15 protein-coding genes are annotated in these 21,425 nt (G+C 56.5%); 9 read left to right on the top strand and 6 right to left on the bottom strand.

Features of this window, described 5'->3' with window-relative positions; all coding sequences use genetic code 11:
- Positions 1–109: 109 nt before the first annotated feature.
- The 5 genes from lpxC (at position 110) to mutT (ending at position 7,060) form a co-directional block, all read left to right on the top strand.
- Entirely contained in the window at positions 110–1,021 is a 912-nt protein-coding gene (lpxC, locus tag ABDK11_RS14050) for a UDP-3-O-acyl-N-acetylglucosamine deacetylase (protein WP_346837143.1), read from the top strand.
- Positions 1,022–1,335: 314 nt separating this feature from the next.
- On the top strand, positions 1,336–2,271 hold the full coding sequence (locus ABDK11_RS14045; RefSeq protein WP_346837142.1) for a M23 family metallopeptidase: 936 nt from the start codon (positions 1,336–1,338) through the stop codon (positions 2,269–2,271).
- A gap of 201 nt (positions 2,272–2,472) precedes the next feature.
- Positions 2,473–5,220 carry a preprotein translocase subunit SecA gene (gene secA / locus ABDK11_RS14040; RefSeq protein WP_346837141.1) on the top strand — a complete coding sequence of 916 codons (2,748 nt, stop codon included), beginning with the start codon at positions 2,473–2,475 and terminating at the stop codon, positions 5,218–5,220.
- A 210-nt stretch (positions 5,221–5,430) separates the two neighbouring features.
- Positions 5,431–6,648 (top strand): bifunctional glutamate N-acetyltransferase/amino-acid acetyltransferase ArgJ, encoded by a 1,218-nt coding sequence (argJ, locus tag ABDK11_RS14035; protein ID WP_346837140.1) that lies wholly within the window; start codon positions 5,431–5,433, stop codon positions 6,646–6,648.
- Between the two features lie 10 nt (positions 6,649–6,658).
- On the top strand, positions 6,659–7,060 hold the full coding sequence (gene mutT / locus ABDK11_RS14030; protein ID WP_346837139.1) for an 8-oxo-dGTP diphosphatase MutT: 402 nt from the start codon (positions 6,659–6,661) through the stop codon (positions 7,058–7,060).
- A gap of 62 nt (positions 7,061–7,122) precedes the next feature.
- Here mutT and yacG read toward each other — a convergent pair whose 3' ends face one another.
- The 5 genes from yacG to pilB form a co-directional block, all read right to left on the bottom strand.
- Positions 7,123–7,338: a DNA gyrase inhibitor YacG gene (gene yacG / locus ABDK11_RS14025; protein ID WP_346837138.1), complete on the bottom strand. Its 216-nt coding sequence runs from the start codon at positions 7,336–7,338 to the stop codon at positions 7,123–7,125.
- A 9-nt stretch (positions 7,339–7,347) separates the two neighbouring features.
- A complete protein-coding gene (coaE, locus tag ABDK11_RS14020; protein WP_346837137.1) occupies positions 7,348–7,947 on the bottom strand; it encodes a dephospho-CoA kinase in 600 nt (199 codons plus the stop codon).
- A gap of 242 nt (positions 7,948–8,189) precedes the next feature.
- On the bottom strand, positions 8,190–9,074 hold the full coding sequence (locus ABDK11_RS14015; protein WP_346837136.1) for an A24 family peptidase: 885 nt from the start codon (positions 9,072–9,074) through the stop codon (positions 8,190–8,192).
- Positions 9,075–9,093: 19 nt separating this feature from the next.
- A complete protein-coding gene (locus ABDK11_RS14010; RefSeq protein WP_346837135.1) occupies positions 9,094–10,305 on the bottom strand; it encodes a type II secretion system F family protein in 1,212 nt (403 codons plus the stop codon).
- 125 nt (positions 10,306–10,430) lie between these two features.
- The gene (gene pilB, locus ABDK11_RS14005; protein ID WP_346837134.1) at positions 10,431–12,143 is read right to left on the bottom strand and encodes a type IV-A pilus assembly ATPase PilB; all 1,713 of its coding nucleotides are present in this window, start codon (positions 12,141–12,143) and stop codon (positions 10,431–10,433) included.
- A gap of 417 nt (positions 12,144–12,560) precedes the next feature.
- On the opposite strand from pilB, the gene ABDK11_RS14000 reads away from it, so the two are divergent.
- From ABDK11_RS14000 to ABDK11_RS13985, 4 genes are all read left to right on the top strand, one after another.
- On the top strand, positions 12,561–13,025 hold the full coding sequence (locus ABDK11_RS14000) for a pilin (RefSeq protein WP_346837133.1): 465 nt from the start codon (positions 12,561–12,563) through the stop codon (positions 13,023–13,025).
- A 248-nt stretch (positions 13,026–13,273) separates the two neighbouring features.
- A complete protein-coding gene (locus ABDK11_RS13995) occupies positions 13,274–15,073 on the top strand; it encodes a phosphoethanolamine transferase (protein ID WP_346837132.1) in 1,800 nt (599 codons plus the stop codon).
- Positions 15,074–15,158: 85 nt separating this feature from the next.
- Positions 15,159–16,127: an IS30 family transposase gene (locus tag ABDK11_RS13990; protein WP_346836609.1), complete on the top strand. Its 969-nt coding sequence runs from the start codon at positions 15,159–15,161 to the stop codon at positions 16,125–16,127.
- A 287-nt stretch (positions 16,128–16,414) separates the two neighbouring features.
- The gene (locus ABDK11_RS13985; RefSeq protein ID WP_346837131.1) at positions 16,415–17,899 is read left to right on the top strand and encodes an O-antigen ligase family protein; all 1,485 of its coding nucleotides are present in this window, start codon (positions 16,415–16,417) and stop codon (positions 17,897–17,899) included.
- A gap of 401 nt (positions 17,900–18,300) precedes the next feature.
- Here the strand turns inward: ABDK11_RS13985 and ABDK11_RS13980 are convergent, their stop codons facing one another.
- Complete coding sequence (locus ABDK11_RS13980) at positions 18,301–21,417, bottom strand: error-prone DNA polymerase (protein WP_346837130.1); 3,117 nt, start codon at positions 21,415–21,417, stop codon at positions 18,301–18,303.
- Positions 21,418–21,425 lie beyond the last annotated feature (8 nt).

Here is a 21,425-nt window from a genome sequence, read left to right as displayed (position 1 = left end):
AAGCTGAAATGACTGTCAGGCCGAACATGGTTTTGGCGTTAATTTTCTGCTATGATCGCCGGCTTGCTGCGGCCTGTGTGCCGCCTATTCGACGGGAAACAACAGATACATGATCAAACAGCGCACCCTAAAAAATGCTATCCGCGCCACTGGCGTGGGTCTCCACACCGGCAAAAAGGTCGTCCTGACCCTGAAACCGGCACCTGTGGATACTGGCATTGTATTTCGCCGGGTTGACCTTGACCCGGTGGTCGAGATTGAAGCCCGTGCGGAAAACGTGGGCGATACCCTGCTGTCCACCACGCTGGTGAAAGACGACGTGCGCATCGCTACAGTCGAGCACCTGCTGTCGGCGATGGCCGGTCTGGGGATCGACAACGCGATTGTCGAGCTGTCTGCCCAGGAAGTGCCGATCATGGACGGCAGCGCCGGTCCGTTTGTATTCCTGATCCAGTCGGCTGGTATTCAGGAACAGGCCGCGGCGAAGAAATTCCTGCGCATCAAGAAGCCGGTTACGGTGGAGGAGGGCGACAAAGTGGCCAGCTTCCTGCCGTTCAATGGTTTCAAGGTGTCTTTCACCATCGATTTTGATCACCCGGTGTTCCAGGGGCGCAACCTGAGTTCCTCGGTGGACTTTTCCAGCACTTCCTTCGTGAAGGAAGTCAGCCGCGCGCGCACCTTCGGTTTCATGCACGAGATCGAGTACCTGCGATCCAAGGGGCTGGTGCAGGGCGGTAGCGTGGACAACGCCATCGTCATCGACCAGTACCGCATCCTCAATGAGGGCGGCCTGCGCTACGAGGACGAGTTCGTCAAGCACAAGATCCTCGACGCGATCGGCGACCTGTACCTGCTGGGTACCAGCCTGATCGGTGAATTCAAGGCATACAAGTCCGGTCACGCGCTCAACAACAAGTCGCTGCGCACTCTGATGGCGCAGGAAGATGCCTGGGAGATGGTCACTTTCGACGACGAGAAGGAAGCCCCGATCTCCTACATCAAACCTATCCTGGCGGTCTGAGTCGGGAAGCGAGAAAACCGGCACGAAAATTGCCGGTTTTTTCTTTATAGGCGGCGGGCCACGGTGCGCTGCCGCTCTGGCAGGGGAGCCGGAGCAGGTGCGCTCGAGTGTGAATGCACCCGGGGCGCGCCCTAGAGGGCCGCGTGGTCCGCTATTGGAAATGTGCAGTTGTATCCGTTATTTTCGGCTGGCCGGTGTTACAGTGCATGCATTGGCCAGCTACAGCCATTGGACAGGCGTAAAACCGAAGCAGGGAAGTCGCTTCGCGGCAAAGCTAACGAAAACAACAAACAATCGGCTTTCGACACGCCTTTATGAAAGTAATCCTGGTAAACGAGCGCGGTTCTTCGCGCAGCTTCAGCTTTGGTGGCCTGAGCAAGGCGCTGCTGGGCCTGTGTCTGCTCGGTCTGCCGGTGGGCGCCTTCCTGGTGGGGGCGAATCTGCCGGTGGCAGAGAGCGATGTCTTTGACGCCCGCACCGCCAAAGCCTGGACCAAGGCCCTGCGCAAGCAGCAGGAACAGATCGACGAAGCGGACCAGCAGGCGCACGAGCAACTCAGCGCCCTGACCGTCAAACTGGCGGAGCTGCAGGCCCGCCTGACCCGCCTCGATGCCCTCGGCGAGCGCCTGACTACCGTGGCGCACCTGGATCAGGGTGAGTTCCAGTTCGAGACGCCGCCGGCTGTGGGTGGCCCCGAAGAGGCGAATGTGCCGGGCAGCGGTGATCTGCCCTACCGGGCGCCGCAGTTTATCGACGTGATCAAAAACCTGGCGGCGCAGATCGATAACCGCCAGATGCAGCTTGGCACCCTCGAGTCCCTGCTGGCCAAGCGCAATCTGCAGGATGAGCAATTCATTGCCGGCCGCCCGATCAAGCACGGCTGGCTGTCCTCCCACTTTGGCTATCGCACCGACCCGTTCACCGGGCGCCGCGCGTGGCACAACGGCCTGGATTTTGCCGGCAAAATGGGTTCGGAAGTCAGGGCGGTGGCCGCCGGTGTCGTCACCTGGGCGGGCGACCGCTACGGCTACGGCAATTTGGTGGAGATCAACCACGGCAATGGCTATAAGACCCGCTACGGTCACAATAGCAAGGTAAAGGTCAAGGTTGGTGATGTGGTCAAGAAGGGCCAGGTTATCTCCCTGATGGGCTCCAGTGGGCGCTCCACCGGCCCGCACGTGCACTTCGAGGTGTACAAGAACGACCGCGCGGTCGACCCCGCCACCTACATCCGCCGCACCGGCAGATAGCATCTATCCTTCCCCTGGCGGCCCCCGAGCCGCCAGCGCAACCGACAACCTTCTCTATGAGCGCCCGTAGCGCGAGGAGACAGTTGCTAGTCGTTGCGCCTTCCTGTTTACTTGCACCCCTCTCGGTGAAACGAGCGACGGTCGCAGAGATCGGGCCCCGGACGGCCCGCGGCACAATACAGATCAAGTGGTTTCTAGATAATGATTGGCAAACTGATAAAGACGGTCTTTGGTTCAAAAAATGACCGCGAACTGAAACGCATGCGCCGCGCGGTGGCGAAGGTAAACGTGCTGGAGGAGGAGTACCGCCAGCTCGACGACGCCGCCCTCAAGGCCAAGACCGACGAATTCAAGCAGCGCCTGGCGGATGGCGCCACGCTAGACCAGTTGCTGCCGGAGGCCTTCGCCGCCGTGCGCGAGGCCAGCGACCGCACCCTGGGCATGCGTCATTTCGATGTACAGCTGATCGGCGGCATGACACTGCACGAGGGCCGTATCGCCGAGATGCGCACCGGTGAGGGTAAGACCCTGGTAGCCACACTGCCGGCCTACCTGAACGCGCTGGAAGGTAAGGGTGTGCACATCGTTACCGTCAACGATTACCTGGCCAGCCGCGACGCCAACTGGATGCGCCCGGTGTACGAATTCCTGGGTCTGAGCGTTGGTATCATTGTTTCCCAACAGCCGCCGGAAGAGAAGAAGGCCGCCTACGAGGCCGATATCACCTACGGCACCAACAACGAATTCGGCTTCGACTACCTGCGCGACAATATGGTGCTGCGCAAGGAAGACCGCACCCAACGCCCGCAAAATTTCGCTATCGTCGACGAAGTGGACTCCATCCTGATCGACGAAGCACGCACGCCGCTGATTATTTCCGGTGCCGCCGAGGACTCCTCGCAGCTGTATATCGCCATGAACAAGCTGGTGCCACAGCTGGAGCGGGGCGAAGAGGGCGGCGAGACCGGCCACTACACCGTGGACGAGAAGACCCGCCAGGTGGAGATGACCGAAGCCGGCCATCAGCTGATCGAGGACCTGCTGTCCCGCAATGGTCTGCTGCGCGAGGATGAATCCCTGTACGCGCCGGGTAACCTCGGCCTGCTGCACCACGTGCACGCCGCGCTGCGCGCCCATGTGCTGTTCCACAAAGATGTGGACTACATCGTCCAGAACGGCCAGGTGGTGCTGATCGACGAACACACCGGCCGTACCATGCCCGGCCGCCGCCTGTCCGAGGGCCTGCATCAGGCACTGGAGGCGAAGGAGAACGTGCAGATCCAGAGCGAGAGCCAGACTCTCGCTTCCACCACTTTCCAGAACCTGTTCCGCTTCTACCCCAAGCTATCGGGTATGACCGGCACCGCCGACACCGAGGCGTTCGAGTTCCGCCAGATTTACGGCCTCGATGTGGTGGTGATCCCCACCAACAAGCCCAAGCAGCGCGACGACCTGAACGACCTGGTCTACCTGACCAAAGAAGAGAAGATGGAAGCCATCATCGCGGATGTGAAGTACTGCCGCGACAAGCAGGCGCCGGTCCTCGTCGGTACCGCTTCCATCGAAACCTCCGAAGAGATGTCGCGCCGGCTGCAGAAAGCCGGCATCCAGCACCAGGTGCTGAACGCCAAGTACCACGAGCGCGAGGCGCAGATCATTGCCCAGGCCGGCCGCCCCGGCACCGTGACCATTGCCACCAACATGGCCGGTCGCGGTACCGATATCGTGCTCGGTGGCAACTGGGAAGCGGATGTCGAAGAGTTGCGCCATACGGAGCAGCGCGAGCCGGGCGAAGAGGAAATCGCGAAATACCGCGAGGACTGGAAGCAGCGCCATGAAACGGTGATCGAGGCCGGCGGCCTGCACATTATCGGTACCGAGCGTCACGAATCCCGCCGTATCGACAACCAGCTGCGCGGCCGTGCCGGCCGTCAGGGCGACCCGGGTGTAACCCGCTTCTACCTGTCTCTGGAAGACAACCTGATGCGCATCTTCGCCTCCGACCGGGTGAAGAACTTTATGCAGATGCTGGGCATGGAGGAGGGCGAAGCCATCGAGCATCGCATGGTCTCCAATGCCATCGAGAAAGCCCAGCGCCGCGTGGAAGGTCGCAACTTTGATATCCGTAAGCAGTTGCTGGAATACGATGACGTGGCCAACGACCAGCGCCAGGTGATCTATTCCCAGCGCAACGAACTGCTGGAATCGGAAAATATCAGCGACACCATTCTGGCCATCCGCGAAGATGTGGTGAACGACCTGATTTCCGGCTATGTGCCGCCGCAGAGTGTCGAGGAGCAGTGGGATATCCCCGGGCTCGAAAAGCAGCTGGCCGGGGAGCTGGGCCTGCCGCTACCGGTCCAGCAGTGGCTGGATGAAGACCGCACGCTGCACGAGGAAGGCCTGCGCGAGAAGATCGTCACCGCCGCCCAGGACGCCTACAAGGCCAAATCCGAGCGTATTGGCGAATCCTCCGGCGACGCCAATCTGATGCCGACCATCGAGCGCCAGATCATGTTGCAGGTACTGGACCAGCTGTGGAAAGAGCACCTGTCCAGCATGGACCACCTGCGCGCCGGTATCGGCCTGCGCGCCTACGCCAACAAGAACCCGAAACAGGAGTTCAAGCGCGAGTCTTTCCACCTGTTCCAGAGCCTGCTCGACAATCTCAAGCACGAGGTGGTACGTGTGCTGGCTCACGTCGAGCCGATGACGCGCGAGCAAATGGAAGAGATGGAGCAGCGTCGCCTCGAAGAGCAGCGCCGTATGCAGCTGGAAATGCAGCACGCCCAGGCCTCGGGCATTGGCGAGCCGGAAGCCGCGGCCGAACAGCCGCCGCTGCCGGAACGGCGCGGCCCCAAAGTCGGCCGCAACGACCCGTGCCCCTGCGGTTCCGGCAAGAAGTACAAGCAGTGCCACGGCAAGCTGGCTTCCTCTACCCAGAGTTGACCCTTGCGTCCCTCGCCCATAAGCGGGAGAGGGCCGGTGGGCGGGCCTGTTACGCCAGGGCCCGGGGCTCACTGATACAATAGAAACCCGCCATTCCGGCGCGGGCGGGAATCCAGGAAAGTCTGTACAGGCTATCCCGGATTCCAGCCCGCGCCGGTTTGCCGTCGGCAAGGAAATTTTTACAGGCGCGGCCAACCGCCGCGAAGATCAATGCCCCAGAACACCACCCCCTCCGCCAGTCTCGGCCAAATCCCCGGTATTCGCCTCGCCAGTGTCCCCGCCCAAATCAAGAACTGGCAGCGCGACGACCTGTTGCTGATTGCTATTGACGAAGGCGCCACCGTCTCCGCGACGTTTACCCAGAACGCCTTCTGCGCGGCGCCGGTAACCGTGGCCAGGGAACATCTTCGCAACGGCAATATCCGCGCACTGTTGATCAATGCCGGCAATGCCAACGCCGCCACCGGTGACCAGGGGCTCAGTGATGCCCGCGCCTGTTGCGCGGCAGCGGCGCAAGTGCTGCAGCTCGAAGCCCACCAGGTCCTGCCATTCAGCACCGGCGTGATCGGCGAGCATCTGCCACTGCAGAAACTGCTGGATGCGATTCCCACGGCGGCTGCCGCGCTGCAGGCTGATGGCTGGGATGCCGCTGCCTGCGCCATCATGACGACGGATACGCGCCCGAAGATGGCGAGCCGCAACGTGACAATCGACGGCGCACAGATCCGTATCGCCGGAATCGCCAAAGGCGCCGGTATGATCCAGCCGAATATGGCCACCATGCTCGCCTACGTTGCCACCGACGCCGCAGTTGCCCAACCACTGCTGGATCAGCTGGTTAAAGGCGCGGTGGCGGCGTCTTTCAATCGCATCAGCGTGGACGGTGACACCTCTACCAATGACGCCTGCGTTCTGATTGCCAGCGGCGCCACCGGCCAACAAATCACCGATGCCGACAGCGATGCCTACAGGCAGTTGCAGGAGGCCGTTACCGCAGTACATATCGAACTGGCCCAGGCCATCGTCAAGGATGGCGAGGGTGCAACCAAGTTCGTTACCGTACAGGTCAATGGCGCCGCCAGCAGTGCCGAGGCGTTAAAGGTTGCGTTCGAAGTGGGCGAATCGCCGCTGGTCAAAACTGCGCTTTACGCCTCGGATCCCAACTGGGGCCGACTGGTCATGGCCATAGGCAACGCCGGTGTGGATAACCTGGATACGACCAAAGTGAATATCTTCCTCGACGACGTGCAAGTGGTCAAAGCCGGCGGTCGGGCGGCGGACTACACCGAAGAGGCCGGCGAGCAGGTATTCTCCAGGCCCGAGTTCACCATTACCGTGGATCTGGGTCGCGGTCAAAGCAGTGAACATATCTGGACCTGCGACTTCTCCCACGAGTACGTCACCATCAATGCCGAATACCGGACCTGAGGTGAGCGCGATGGGCAAAGTGATACATGTCGCGGTTGGCGTGGTACAGCGCGGGGACGGAGCGATACTGATCGCCCGCCGCCTGGATCACCTGCACATGGGCGGCCGCTGGGAGTTTCCCGGCGGTAAGGTCGAGGCGGGGGAGAGCGTGCAGCAGGCGCTGACACGTGAACTGCTGGAAGAGGTGGCAATCGACGTGACCGGGCTGCAGCCCTTGACGGAAATTCGCCACGACTACCCGGAAAAGACCGTCTTGCTGGATACCTGGTGGGTGACGGAATTTAACGGTGAGGCCAGTGGCCGGGAAGGGCAGGAGATCCTCTGGGTGGCGGTTGCAGAGTTGGGTAACTACCAGTTCCCGGACGCCAACGGCCCCATTGTCGAAGCCGTTCAGTTTGCCTGTGGCCGCTAATTCCCCCGGTAACGCCGGATTATTCGCCTGAGCGCAGCGGGCCGCGGCGTCTAGGCTTCAGCTCAGTGTCGAGTGCCAGAGTCACCCAGCTCTCCACTCAGTACATCGTCGTAAGCCGGTTCTCCGGCAATCCTGTGGCCCTCGGCGGCCCACTCTCCCAGATCAATCAGCTTGCAGCGCTCGCTGCAAAATGGCCGGTGGGGAAACGCGCTGCTCCACTCAATCGGTTTTTTGCAGCTGGGGCAGTTGAGGCTGGGGCGGTTGGAATCTTTACTCATAGCACATCTTCAGTTGGATTCGGCCAGTTGCAGATAGCGCCGGTGCAGGGCGTCTACCTGACGCTGCAGCTCCGGCAAGTCAGCCGCATTGTCCAGTATATCGTCCGCCCTGGCCAGCCGTGCCTGTCGCGGCAGTTGCGCGGCGATAATCTTGCGGATCTGTGCTGCATCGCTGCCGTCGCGCGCGCTGGCGCGCTGTAGTTGCAGTTCCTCGGGCAGATCCACGACGCAGACCCGATCGACCAGCTGGTCTTGCCCGGATTCCAGCAATAGCGGTGACTCCAGAATTGCGTAGGCGCTGCGGCTCTCCTCCAGCGCCCGTATGATCTCCTTGCGAATCAGCGGATGTAGCAGCTGTTCCAGCCACTCGCGTTCGGCCGCATCGTCAAATACCAGCCCCCGCAGGCGGGCGCGATCCAGTGCGCCGCTTTCCAGCAGCACCTCCGGGCCGAAGTGCTGCGTAATCTCCGCCAGCGCCGGCTGCCCCGGCTCAACCACCACCCGAGCGGCCCAGTCCGCATCCACGACATTCACACCCAGCGCGCGAAACATGCCCGCCGCCGCTGACTTGCCGCTGCCGATGCCGCCGGTTAGACCCACAATAAACACAGTTATCCCCTTGTCCTTCTTTAGCGCTGCAGAAACGGCCGTTAGGTGCGAAAGGTGGAATAAAACCACGAGGACACTGCAATGTAGAGGTGCCCATAACGGAGGTTCCGCTGGGGCGAAACTTGTGTTCGCCCACGCCCGACCCGCCTCTCGCTAAAAACCAAAAAGGGCGAACCTCTGGCCCGCCCAATCCCAAACCGCCACCCGGAGGACCTTAAAAAACCGCACTCGCGGTCAGGATCTCAACGCCCCAATCCCGATATTTGCAGATACCAATTTACGATCTGGTGGCCCCACAACATGGCGATCCAGCCGGCCCCGGCCAAATAGGGCCCGAAGGCAATTGGCAGGTTCTTGTCCCGCCCGGCAAGCGCGCTCCACGCGAGCCCGGCCACGGCCCCGACGGCGGCAGACAGCAGAATCACCAGCGGTAACATCTGCCAGCCAAACCAGGCTCCGATGGCCGCCAGAATCTTGAAGTCACCGGCACCCATGCCTTCCTTACCCGTGGCCAGCTTGAACAGTTGAAACACCAGCCACAGCGCCAGATAGCCACCGATGGCTCCGAACACCGCTGCCTTGAGCGGCACAAACACACCCCAGCAGTTGATCAGCAGGCCTGCCCACAGCAACGGCAGGGTAATGTGGTCCGGCAATAACTGCTTGTCAAAGTCGATGCCGGTCAATGCCACCAGCGCCCAGGTGAACACGCAACCTGCCAGCGCCTGCCAGGTAAAGCCCAGCTGCCATACTACGACCAGCGTCAACAGCCCGGTGACCAGCTCCACCAGCGGATAGCGCTTGGAAATAGCGGTGCCGCAGAAACGGCATTTACCGCCCAATAGCAGGTAACTGACAATCGGAATATTGTGCCAGGCCTTGATCTCCGCATCACAATTGGGGCAATGGGAGTGGGGCAGTATCAGGTTGAAATTTTCTTCCAGCACCTTCTGTTCACCCGGCTCGGGTTTGGTATCGAAGTAGCTGTAAAAATCGCGCTTATACTCGCGCTCCATCATGATGGGAAGGCGGTAGATGACGACGTTGAGGAAGCTGCCGATGAGCAGGCCTAAAATAAAAGCGCTGCCTAACAGCAGCGCTTGGTGGGATATCAGGTTATCAAACATATTCTTTTTTATACGTGGTTTATACAACGTTGCCCAGCTGGAAAATGGGCAGGTACATGGCAATCATCAGGCCACCGACCAGAATACCCAGTACAGCCATGATCATGGGTTCCAGCAGGGTAGTCAGGTTGTCGACCATGTTGTCGACCGCGTCTTCGTAGAAGTCGGCAGCCTTGCCGAGCATCTCATCGAGCGCGCCGGATTCTTCGCCGATCGCCGCCATCTGAATCAGCATGGTTGGATATAGACCGGAATGGCGCATAGCGGCATTCAACGGGATGCCAGTAGCCACGGAGTCGCGGATTTTCAGGGTTGCTTCTTCGTAAATCACATTGCCGGTAGCGCCGGCGACTGACTTGAGAGCATCGATCAGCGGCACACCGGCAGCAAAGGTTGTTGAAAGCGTACGACCGAACCTGGCTGCAATCGAGTTGTAATTGATTATGCCAACAATCGGCATTTTAAGGATCATGCGGTCAAAGAAGTCGGCTACTTTCCGGTTGCGTTTCTTCGCTTCGACAAGGCCGCCAATACCGAAGACTACACAGATCAGCGCAATAAACCAGTTGGCCTGCATCCACTCTGAAAGTCCAACGACAAACAGGGTGAAGGCCGGCAGTTGGGCGCCGAAACTGGAGAACGTCTCCGCAAACTGTGGAACCACCTTGATCAATAGGATAGAGGTGACAACTATCGCGACCACAATCACTGCGATCGGATAGGTCATCGCTTTTTTGATTTTGGACTTGAGCGCTTCTGTTTTTTCTTTGTAGGTAGCAATACGATCGAGCATCGTTTCCAATGCACCGGATTGCTCACCAGAGGCCACCAAGTTACAGAATAGATCATCAAAATAGAGCGGATGTTTACGCAACGCATCGGCAAACGCCGTACCCGAGGCGACTTCGTCGCGAATTTTCAAGACAAGTTCTTTAACGCCCTGATTGTCGAGTCCGTCGGCGACGATTTCAAAACTCTGCACCAGCGGTACGCCCGCCTTCATCATCGTAGCCAGTTGGCGGGTAAAGATGGCGATATCGGCGGGCTTGACTTTCTTTTTGCCACCAAAAAGTGGTTTGGGCTTCTTCTGTACCCGGTTGGCGATTATGCCCTGTTTGCGCAGTTGCGCCTTGACCAGTGCGGGGCTGGTACCGTTGATCTCTCCCTCGACCTTTTTGCCTTTGGTGTCCACTCCCTTGTAGACGTATGCGACTGCTGCGGCATTGGCCATGGTTGTATTCCCGTTATTTATTGTCGCGGATCGATCGCCGCTTTAAACCATTGCTGTTATTTCATCATCCCGGTGCGGGTCGGAATTCTGGGGGCGTGGAGCCCAAAGACTCCACGAGCTTCAAATTAGTCTTTGGTTACCCGGTTCGCTTCTTCCAGGCTGGTAATACCGCCTACGACCTTGCGTAATGCCGAGGTGCGCAGGTTGTTAAACCCTTCGACGCGAGCCTGGTCGGCAATCTGAATAGAATTGCCCCCTTCCATTATAATTCTTGAGATGCCATCGGTGATGCGAACCACTTCATACACACCCACTCGCCCCTTGTAACCCTTGGAGCAGTGCTCACAGCCCACGGGCTGGTATATTTTCCACTCCTTGCGGTCAATGGTGACCGCATCAAATCCCTCTTCCTCCAGCACTTCATCCGGCAGGTTGACCGGTTTTTTGCACTCGTTACACAGGCGTCGTGCCAGTCGCTGGGCGATGATCACGCTGACGGAGGTGGCGATGTTGAACGTGGGCACGCCCATATTCATCAGACGGGTCAATGTCTCCGGTGCAGAGTTGGTGTGCAGTGTGGATAAAACCAGGTGGCCGGTCTGCGCCGCCTTGATGGCGATTTCCGCCGTCTCCAGGTCACGAATCTCACCAACCATGACGATATCCGGGTCCTGACGCAGGAAAGAGCGTAACGCCTCGGCGAAGTTGAGCCCCACCTTGTTGGAGACGTTGACCTGGTTGATACCCTCCAGGTTGATTTCCACCGGATCCTCCGCGGTGGAGATATTGCGCTCGGGGGTGTTGAGGATATTCAGGCCGGTATAGAGCGAAACCGTTTTGCCGGAACCGGTGGGCCCGGTGACGAGGATCATCCCCTGTGGTTGGGCCAGGGCATCCATATAGATCTTTTTCTGCTCATCCTCGTAGCCAAGCGCATCGATCCCGAGTTTGGCCGAGGAGGGATCGAGAATCCGCAGTACGATTTTCTCTCCCCACAGCGTCGGCAGGCTGTTGACCCGGAAGTCGATGGCCTTGGTCTTGGACAACTTCATCTTGATACGGCCATCCTGGGGGACCCGGCGCTCGGAAATATCCATCTTGGACATGACCTTCAAGCGCGCGGAGATACGTGCTGCCAACTGAATCGGTGGTTTGGCCACTTCGTGCAGTACGCCATCAGTGCGCAGGCGCACCCGGTAGCTCTTCTCATAGGGTTCGAAGTGGATATCCGATGCTCCGGTACGGATCGCATCCAGCAGCACCTTGTTCACGAAACGGACAACCGGGGCCTCATCGCCGCCGGGATCATCATCCTGCTGCCGGTCGGAATCATCTGCACCCACTTCAAGGCCATCGAGATCCTCGTCGTCCATGCCCTCGAGGCCGCTGCCCATATCGCCGTTATCGGATAGATAGCTGTCGATGGCCTTGGCCAGCTTGTCGGCCTCCACCAGCACCGCATCGGTATTGAGGCCGGTATTGAAATTGATCTCGTCCAGACCCGCGAGGTTGGTCGGATCGGCCACCGCGACAAATAGCCGGTTGCCCCGCTTATAGAGAGGCAGCGCAAAATGCTTGCTGATTAATTTTTCATCAAGAATGTCGCGCGGGATCAGTTCAAAGTTGTAGCTGCCCAGATCGAACAGCGGTGAGCCGAATGCCAGGGAGGCGATACTAGCCAACTCGCGGCTCTTGATCAGCTTGGCCTCGACGGCATGCTGGGCGAAGGTCTGGTTTTCACGGCGGGCGGCCTTGGAGGCCGAAACGGCCGTGGCCTCGTCCAGAATTTGATCGGCGACCAGTCGTTTGGCCAGCCCGCTCAGGGGAGTGCTGCTCATGGGGAACCGCGCTAAAAGTTATTCAAATAATGCCAGCGCCGGTAGGTTTCCTACCTATCTGTCAGGGCAGGACCGGCGATATATATGCTCAGCAAGTGGCCAAATATATCGAAATACCCCAGTAGAGCCAAATACTTAAGGGGATCAACTCGAAAAGTTGTGAGCTAATTATAAAAGAAGTTGCCGGCAGAAAGTGACGTTTTTTGTCAATGGTTGTTGGAGACTGTCATGATTTTCCGCAGCTCAAAAAATAGGCGGTCTTAAGAGTATGACTTTCCTCCCATTTGTGTGGTGCGGGTTGAGTTCCGCGCTTGCCAGAGTTGGCACAAACCTTGTATCTTGTTCGGCGACTTCCTCACGGAATGCGTTCCGTTTCGGGGTTAACCAAACCAAAAAGTCTGTATGGAGACGGTTACAATGAAAAAGCAACAGGGTTTTACTCTTATTGAATTGATGATCGTGGTTGCGATCATCGGTATTCTGGCTGCGGTAGCGCTGCCGGCTTACTCTGATTACACCAAGCGCGCCAAGATGAGCGAAGTATTGGGCTTTGCTGCGCAGGCCAAATCCGCAGTAGCGGAAGCGTATCAGTCTACAGGCACCCTGCCGACGACTAATGCAGAAGCTGGCCTGGATGCTTCGACTGCTCTTACTTCCAAATACGTTGAGAGCGTAGCTGTAGCGGCCAATGGTGTGATTACTGTGGCTATCCAGGGCACTAACGATGCCACTTTGGATGCTACTAGCATTTCATTTTCACCGATGCAGGGTGATGGAACCACTGCAATCACTGCGTCCTATAATGGCCCGCTGGGCTGGAAGTGCGCGGTCGGCGACTCGAATGCTGCCAAGTTCTTCCCGTCCGAGTGCCGTTCCACCTAATGGAGCGCTGCTAGGCAGATTTGGAAAGGCGGGCATTGCCCGCCTTTTCTTTGCCTGAAAAAAATGGCGGCTACAGCGATACCCGCAAATTGTCAGTATCTCTTCGTTAGCAATTTCCCAAGTTAAAGCAAGAATCTACCTGTGGTAATTCTATATGGGTAAGGTAGGGATGTTGGCAGCTCTATATTGATGCTCAAAGTGGCTGTACACTCTGCGAGATACCGCCCCGCTTAGATTCGGATGAGGTTATGCGTTTTTTTCTACTGGGCTTGAATCGAAGGCTGCAGGTATTGCTCGGGCTTTTGTTTTTTGTCGCCTTACTGTTACCAAATATAGCCTATTTCCTTAAATTACATGTGCATCTCGTCAATTTTTTTGAAGAGCCGGTTTTCTTTATTTGGGATTGCCTGGATGTGGTCATGTTGGCCCACCCATTTCTTCCGGTTGTTGTTTTTGAATTGATTTTGTTGGCTCTTGTTGGTCGCTTTGGCTTCTGGATGCTGCTGCATCTGCCCTTTTTCTGCTGGTTGCCGCTGGAGCTAATCTACATCCATCGATATGGCGTGCCGTCGTCCGCACATATACTGGCGATTATTACTGAGACAAATTACGGTGAAGCCCTTGGTTATATCGGCGGTTGGGGAAATCTCTTTTGGCTTCTCGGCTATCTCGTCGTATTGATGATAGTGCTTGTGATGTTGCTCCGGTCCGGCGTCGGGTGGAAGCACAGGAGCCGCTGGTGGCTCCTCTCTATATCCGCCGGCGTGCTTGTAGTTAGTACAGTTTCAAACCAGAGTGTGCAGGCGAGCTCGGTTGATAAAGCAGATAGTCCGAATGAGCGGAAGGATATTTTTGTCGCCAAACAGTTTGGCTACGGCTTGGATGAATATGTGAAGTCATACCCATTTGGGCTTGTTTTAAGATTTGTTCAGTATTTCCAAGAGCTGAATATTCTCGAAAATTCTGCCAGGCAGGTGGCCTCCCTCAATTCTGGGCTTAATAGAGATGCGATGGCAGAGAATGAAACCTATGTTGTTGTCATTGGTGAGTCCTCTCGTGCCGATCGATGGTCTATCAATGGCTATACGCGAGACACAAATCCGTTACTGGCGAAGCAGGCGAATCTGTTTACCTTTACCAATGCAATCTCCGTTTCCGCCGCAACTAGAACAGCAGTGCCGGCGATTCTGAGTAAGACCAGTGTTGATGACCTGTCGGTATCACGTCTAAAGCGGAGCTGGATCACCGATTTTAAACGAGCCGGTTTCAAAGTATATTGGTTGTCAACTCAGATGCCGGTTGGGACTCACGATACGATGGTGGGGGTCTATGCTAGTCTGGCAGATAGGACTTTGTACCTGAATGAGGGCGCTTATCAAATTCGTGGTGTCTACGATTCAGTTGTTCTCGGTGAGCTTAAGAAAATAGTTAAAGAATCAAAACCGAAAAAAAAGCTCATCATCATTCATACGCTAGGTAGTCACTTCCCCTACCATTACAGATACCCTGAGGATTTCTCCTACTTTAAGCCGGTTCCGCCTCGAAATGAAACGGGAAACCTATTCGATAAAAGCCAGAAAGAGGTGCTTCAAAATGCATACGATAACAGTGTTCGTTACACTGATTTTGTTTTGAGTTCCGTTATTGATGCTCTGAAGCTTGAGGGTGAAAGGAAAAGTTCAGTATCTGCAATGTGGTACCTGTCAGATCATGGTCAAACGCTTTTCGACTTGGGGTGCGCTGTGAGTGGGCATGGGTTTGACTCGGCCTATAATTTTCATATCCCTGTAGTATTTTGGGTCTCCGATTCCTTTTTATCTCGCCGGCCGCATGTGAAGGAAGCTGTTTCAGAAAATAGAGAAAAGCCACTATATGCGGGAGATTTTTTTGAAACCATATTGGATACTGGGGGGTTTGAGCGTGCAAAGCCGTTCAATAGTTTTATTGAGGATGCTTATCATGCTAGCTCCCGTACTGTCACTGCACAGGGGTATGTAAAGTATGATTATGATAAAGAGTTTGCGGCTGAAAGCTGTGAAAAAATATAGCGCGGTTTCGGATAATAAGTGCAATTGGTAAGAGAGAGGCCAGCTGGTAGAGTCGGCGCTTCTCCCCGCCAAGAGAAAAGCACTGATGAGCTACAACCAGCTGACCGAGAACGAACGATACCAGATTTATAGTCTGAAGAAAGCCGGGCACTCGCAAATAGAGATTGCCGAACTTCTGGAAAGGCATCCCTCTACGATCTGTCGAGAGCTGCGTCGCAACAAAGGGCTACGAGGGTACCGGCCCGGGCAAGCTCAAAAGCTGTCGAATGTTAGACGGTATGGGGCCCACAAGGCTCGGAAGGTGACGGACGAGGTACGTGATCAGATTGAAACGCTGCTCCGGCAGGAGTTAAGCCCGCAGCAGGTAGCAGATTATCTGAAACGGTGTACGGGTATTTCCTTACATCATGAGACAATTTATCAGCTGATCTATGCCGACAAGGCTCATGGCGGCGATTTGTATACGCATCTGCGAGTAGCGTCAAAGCCCTACCGCAAGCGTTACGGCAGCAACGATCAACGCGGCAAGATCAAGAACAGAGTGAGTATTGATGAACGCCCTGAGGTTGTTGACCTGGGTAACCGAATTGGCGACTGGGAAGGCGATACAGTCATCGGCAAAGGCCGCAAAGGTGCGCTATTGACCCTGGTAGAGCGCAAATCGCTGTATACGGTCATTGTGTTGCTGACGGGCAAGAGAGCCGACTTGCTCGCCGCTGCAGCGGTTGCGCATATGGTACACCTTAAGGAGAAAGTCAAAACAATCACGTTCGACAATGGCCTTGAGTTTGCCGGTCATGAAGAGATCGCGAAAGGACTGGAGGCGGATATTTACTTTGCCCATCCCTATGCATCATGGGAGCGTGGAATCAATGAAAATACCAATGGTCTTATTCGGCAATATTTCCCGAAGGGAACGGACTTCAGTACGGTATCGGATGAGCAGGTTCAGTTTGTCATGGACCGCCTGAACAGCAGACCAAGAGCGACCAGGGGTGGACGATCGCCAAATGAGCTATTTATGGGGCGGCGGGACGATTTGCTCGCTGCATGAAGAAATTGCAGTTATTACTTGAAACCGCGTAGAGCTAGTACGCAGGTTTCGGCGAGGTTTTATGGTTTTTAATGGTTGCTATCTTTACGGTGATAACTTTTTTTGGGCGGATGTTGCTTTCGGGTCTTATTATCGGTTGACGGCTGGCTAGTTTTTTGTGTCATATTTTTTGCTTGGGCCAGAATGCGTAGATTGTTCCGCGGAGTTAATTGACCGTATTTTAGTCCTTTTCCTGATCGATGAAGCTTTAATTGGTTGTCTCGGTGTGCTGTCACCGCAGTTTATTGGTGGATGAATTGATAATGGTGTATGCAAACATCAAGGCAGTGGGCGGAGTGGTAAAGCATCCTGTGTTTCTAGGGTGGGTGTCAGTTCTACTTTGCTGGTTTTGGTTTTTTGTGAGCTTCAACTCCTTCGATTTAAGCTTATCCGTCACGCCTTACGACCATAAGCGGGTTATGCAGGTTGTGTTGATCTGCCTGTTTACTTTGTGTTTCTGTTTTCGGGAATATCGTCGGTCAGTTTCACTGCTATTTCAGGATAGGCAGTTAGTTTACTTGTGGGGAGTTTCTCTGGTATCCGTTTTTTTGAGTAGTTTATTTTCGGAAAATCCTACGCATTCGCTGTTTGCCAGCTTGCATTGGTTGCTGTTGTTGAGTGTTTTCTGCGCTGGTTTTTTCATGGCTCGTGACCAGTTGACGTCATGGGTTATTACCGGGGTCTTGGTCCTTCATGCATTGATGGTTTTTAAAGCGTTGCTATTTTTGGTGTTTGAGGTTTCGGTTGGGGATTCATTAAATGCCGCTTTGCTATATCCCGGTGTTGAGCACTATCGCTTTTTTAACCAGATACAAGTCTTTCTGGTTCCGCTTATCGCTATATGGGCTGTGCGCACCAATGTTAAGAAAATAGCCTATTTTTTCTTGTTTGTTAATTTGCTGCTTGCATTTTGTGGTGGGGCAAGAGGGTTGCTTGTTGGGCTTCTCGGTGCAGCAGTTTTGGCTTATCTAGTTTTGAAGCCGTGGCGAAGAGATCTGCAGGTGATGGGGTTGGTTGCATTGTTGGCTTTTGCTTTTTACTGCGCGATTAATCAGTTCGTTCAGTTTTCAGGGCCTAGTTCCGATGTGCTTAGAGAACATACTAGCGGGCGTCTTACCATTTGGGCTAGGCTTATCGATGCATTGGATTGGTCTAACTTCTTCATTGGTAAGGGCGAGGATGCATTTTCTTATCATTCCTTCCACCGTCATGAAGGGCATCCGCATAGTAGCTTCCTGCAGTTTATATATGAGTGGGGGGCAATAGGGGCTATAGCTGCAGTGGCTGCCCTGGTTCGTGTTCTGTATGTGGCGCATAAATTCTGTATTTGTCACGACGAGCGTTTTGGTGAAAAGAACATTTATGCGGGGCTTCTGGTTTCGGTTCTAGCGGCTGCTATTTACTCGTTGTTTAGTGGTGTTGTGGTTATGCCTATCCCGCAGACTTTGCTTTTTTTGTTTGCTGGCCTTCTATTTGGTGGCGTAACGGGTGTTAGTAGAGTGAGCGAGGTCGGTGTCCCCAAGATTGGCTTTCAGAAGGGCAGTTCCAGTAGTTGCCAAAGCCTGGCTACAGGTGGGGTGGTTCTTGGTGTGCTGTTGCTTTATGTTGGCTTGTGTTCAGCATATTTACTTCAACAAGCTGGTGCTCCTGAAGTGTTCCGTGGTCCAAGGTTTTGGGCGGAGGGCGCTGCATTTACCGGTTCTTTTTGGCCGATTGTTGAGAATACTTTTTAACTGTATGGTAACCGTTTGAAATAAAGCTCTTGGTGGTAGGTGGGTTGGTGGGAGCCAAGTCGGTTGCGGTTTTTCAGATGATGCGTGTAATTGGTCGTATAACTCATTGGCTTTCTTTCAGTTGTTCAGTTGTTGATCCAGTCCAATGTGGCCCGTCCATACTCGGTGAATCCATGTGATCCTCGGCAACATCGCAGCTTCTTGAAAGTTAGCCGCTGGTGTTATCGAAGATCTTGATTACAGCTTTAATGGAGTTGACTGATATCGACAATTTGCAGGTCGTACTTGATGGTGCGCTTTAGGCCGTGGTGGATGAGCTGCGTGCTAGGTGCCTTTCCGCATGGAGCTGCTTAAGATTTTTGGGTATGGTCTGTCCATAATCGCTTGGTGGAGGTTCTGCATCAGTGAAAGCTCCTCACCGCCTGCACCTCCCCCCACTCCCAACAGCGGATCTCTCGCCCCACCAGGTGAATAACCGAACTGCCGTCGGCTGATCCTTCCACACTGATCTGCGTGGTTCCACTGATTTCCAGAATGATTCCCCGCTGAATCTCCGCCCGGTAGCGCTGCTGCACCTGTTCCCACAAGACGACATTGACCGGACCACTCTCGTCCTCCAGGGTCAGGAACAGCACACCTGCAGCGCTGCCGGGCCGTTGGCGGCAGGTGACCAGACCGAGGACATTGGTCCGCCGGCCGTTTGCGAGCCGGGCGAGGTCCGTGGCTGTGGCACAGTGGCCGAAGCTGCCGCGTTTGCGCAGCAGCGCGATGGGGTGCTGGCGCAGGCTCAGCCCGGTGCTGGAGTAATCGCTGTAGGTGTTGTCTTCCGCGGAGTTGCCGGGGCTGTGCAGGGTGGTTGTGTGCGACTGGGCCTCCTGATTCAGCGCCTGCCAGGTTTCCAGATAGCGGTTGTCGCTGAGGCTCTGCAGGGCGTCGGCGCTGGCGAGGGCGGCGAGCTGGTCTCTGGGGAGCTGGGCCTGGGCGCGGAATTGCATCAGGGAGCTGAAGGTGTGGTTCTCCCGCAGTCGGGTGATGGTAGTTGCGGTTTCCTCCCCCAGGCCTTGGATCAGACGCAGGCCCAGGCGCAGTGGCGGCTGGCTTATAGCCCCAGTGGGGCTTTGCGCGTTGTCGGATTCCGGTGTGCTTCGGGGCGGCATCGGGGGTTGCAGCCGGTGTTCCCAATGGCTGTAGAGCACATCGATGGGCAGCACTTTCACGTTGTGGCGCTGGGCGTCGTAAACCAGTTGGGCGGGGGCGTAGAAGCCCATCGGCTGGCTGTTGAGCAGGCCGCAGTAGAAGGCGGCCGGGTGGTGATATTTGATCCAGGCGGAGAAGTAGGCCAGCAGGGCGAAGCTGGCGGAATGGGATTCGGGGAAGCCGTAGGCACCGAAGCCTTTCATCTGGTTGAACAGCTGTTCGGCGAAGTCGGCGCGGTAGCCGTTGGCGCGCATGCCCTGGATCAATTTGTCCCTGAACTTGTACAGGTCGCCGTTCTTGCCCCAGCTGGCCATGGCGCGGCGCAGTTCGTCGGCTTCGCCGCCGCTGAAGCCGGCGGCGACCATGGACAGCTGGATCACCTGTTCCTGGAAGATGGGCACGCCCAGGGTGCGCTCGAGCACCGGGCGCAGGTTTTCGTGCGGGTAGGTAACGGGTTCCAGGCCCTGTTTACGTTTCAGGTAGGGGTGCACCATACCGCCCTGGATGGGCCCGGGGCGAACGATGGCGATCTCGATCGTGAGCTCGTAAAAGCCCTGCGGGCGCAGCCGCGGCAGCATGCTCATCTGCGCGCGGGATTCGACCTGGAAAACGCCGACGGTATCGGCGCGGCTGATCATCTGGTAAACGCTTTTATCTTCCGGCGGAATGTCCTGTAGCCGCAGCCTGGGGCCATAGAGGGCGATATAGTCCAGCGACTTGCGCAGTGCCGTGAGCATGCCCAGCGCGAGAATATCCACCTTCATCAGTTTCAGGTCTTCGATATCCTCCTTGTCCCACTGCACGATGGTGCGCCCCTCCATGGCGGCATTCTCGATCGGCACCATCGTGTGCAGCGGCTGTTCGGTAATCACGAAGCCGCCCACATGCTGGGACAGGTGGCGAGGAAAGCCGTAGATTTGTTCCAGCAGCTTTGGTAGCGCGCGGCCACTGGTGCTGCTCGGGTCTATACCGACCTTTTGCATCTGTCGCGGAAAGTCTTCCAGCTTGTCCCACCAGGCGCGCTCGGCGATCAGCTGCTCGATGGTGGCGGCGCCGATACCCAGCGCCTTGCCGATATCGCGCAGCGCACTCTTGAAGCGGTAGCTGATTTTGCTGGCGGCGAGGCCGGCGCGCTCGCGGCCGAACTTGCGATAGATGTACTGAATGATTTCCTCGCGCCTTTCGTGTTCGAAATCCACATCGATATCCGGCGGTTCGTTGCGCTCGCGGGAGATAAAGCGCTCGAACAGCAGGCCGATCTTGTGCGGATCGATTTCGGTGATAAACAGGCAGTAACACACCACCGAGTTGGCGGCGGAGCCGCGCCCCTGGTAGAGGATGTGCTGGCTGCGCGCGTACTGGACGATATCGTGGATGGTGAGGAAATAGTGCTCGTATTCCAGCTCGGCGATGATCCGCAGCTCTTTTTCGATCTGCGCGGCGATGCGCTCCTCGGGACCATTGGGCCAGCGTTTTCCTGTTCCTTCCTCTACCAGTTCACGCAGGTAAGCGCTGACTTGCCGGCCGGCGGGGACTACTTCGGACGGATACTGGTAGCGCAGTTCGCCGAGGCAGAAATGGCATTGCCCGGCGATGGCAATACTGTTGTCAATGGTCTCGCGGGGATACAGTGCGGCGATATCGGCGGGACTGCGCAGGTAGCGCTCGGCGTTCTGTTCCAGGCGGTAGCCGAGTTGGTCCAGGGTGCAATGATGGTAGGTAGCGTTGAGCACATCCTGCAGCGGTTTGCGGCTACGGCAGTGCATCAGGGCGGCGCTGCTCGCCACCAGTGGCAATTGCTCACGCCGGGCGTACTCCCGCAATTCGATGTTGTGGGAGTTCTGCCGGGGCAGCAGGCGGTTGCCGAGGGCAATGTACAGTCGTCCGTGAAAATGTTGCTTCAAATCTGCCGGAATGGCCGGTGGTGTCTGCTGTGGTAGCCAGATGGCAATAGTCTCGTGGCACAGTTGCAGCAGGTCCTGCAAATGGGTGCGGTATTTGCCTTTTTCCTCGCGCAGCCGCGAGGTGGAAATCAGCTGGCAGAGTTCGCTGTAGGCGGTTTTACAGGGAGCCAGCAGCACGATCTGCCCGCCCTCCTGCAGGCGGAAGAGGCTGCCGCAGATCAGTTTGAGCGCGCTGCCTACCGCTTGTAGGTTCTGCAACTCCCGGTAGGCGCGTACTACCCCGGACAGGGAGCACTCGTCGGTGATGGCCAGTGCCCGGTAACCCAGTTGATGCGCGGTTTGTACCAGCTCCTGCGGGTGGGAGGCACCCTGCAGAAAGGAAAAATTACTCTGACAGATGAGTTCGGCGTACTGCATGGAAGGGG

It is taken from the genome of Microbulbifer sp. SAOS-129_SWC (assembly GCF_039696035.1).
Lineage (GTDB): Bacteria > Pseudomonadota > Gammaproteobacteria > Pseudomonadales > Cellvibrionaceae > Microbulbifer.
This window is presented reverse-complemented; position numbering and strand designations above follow the sequence as displayed.

What these genes read in the sequence shown, in the direction of transcription:
- lpxC (WP_346837143.1), top strand. Translation starts at nt 110, where the DNA reads ATGATCAAACAGCGCACCCTAAAAAATGCTATCCGCGCCACTGGCGTG.
- ABDK11_RS14045 (WP_346837142.1), top strand. Translation starts at nt 1,336, where the DNA reads ATGAAAGTAATCCTGGTAAACGAGCGCGGTTCTTCGCGCAGCTTCAGC.
- secA (WP_346837141.1), top strand. Translation starts at nt 2,473, where the DNA reads ATGATTGGCAAACTGATAAAGACGGTCTTTGGTTCAAAAAATGACCGC.
- argJ (WP_346837140.1), top strand. Translation starts at nt 5,431, where the DNA reads ATGCCCCAGAACACCACCCCCTCCGCCAGTCTCGGCCAAATCCCCGGT.
- mutT (WP_346837139.1), top strand. Translation starts at nt 6,659, where the DNA reads ATGGGCAAAGTGATACATGTCGCGGTTGGCGTGGTACAGCGCGGGGAC.
- yacG (WP_346837138.1), bottom strand. Translation starts at nt 7,338, where the DNA reads ATGAGTAAAGATTCCAACCGCCCCAGCCTCAACTGCCCCAGCTGCAAA.
- ABDK11_RS14015 (WP_346837136.1), bottom strand. Translation starts at nt 9,074, where the DNA reads ATGTTTGATAACCTGATATCCCACCAAGCGCTGCTGTTAGGCAGCGCT.
- ABDK11_RS14010 (WP_346837135.1), bottom strand. Translation starts at nt 10,305, where the DNA reads ATGGCCAATGCCGCAGCAGTCGCATACGTCTACAAGGGAGTGGACACC.
- pilB (WP_346837134.1), bottom strand. Translation starts at nt 12,143, where the DNA reads ATGAGCAGCACTCCCCTGAGCGGGCTGGCCAAACGACTGGTCGCCGAT.
- ABDK11_RS14000 (WP_346837133.1), top strand. Translation starts at nt 12,561, where the DNA reads ATGAAAAAGCAACAGGGTTTTACTCTTATTGAATTGATGATCGTGGTT.
- ABDK11_RS13995 (WP_346837132.1), top strand. Translation starts at nt 13,274, where the DNA reads ATGCGTTTTTTTCTACTGGGCTTGAATCGAAGGCTGCAGGTATTGCTC.
- ABDK11_RS13990 (WP_346836609.1), top strand. Translation starts at nt 15,159, where the DNA reads ATGAGCTACAACCAGCTGACCGAGAACGAACGATACCAGATTTATAGT.
- ABDK11_RS13980 (WP_346837130.1), bottom strand. Translation starts at nt 21,417, where the DNA reads ATGCAGTACGCCGAACTCATCTGTCAGAGTAATTTTTCCTTTCTGCAG.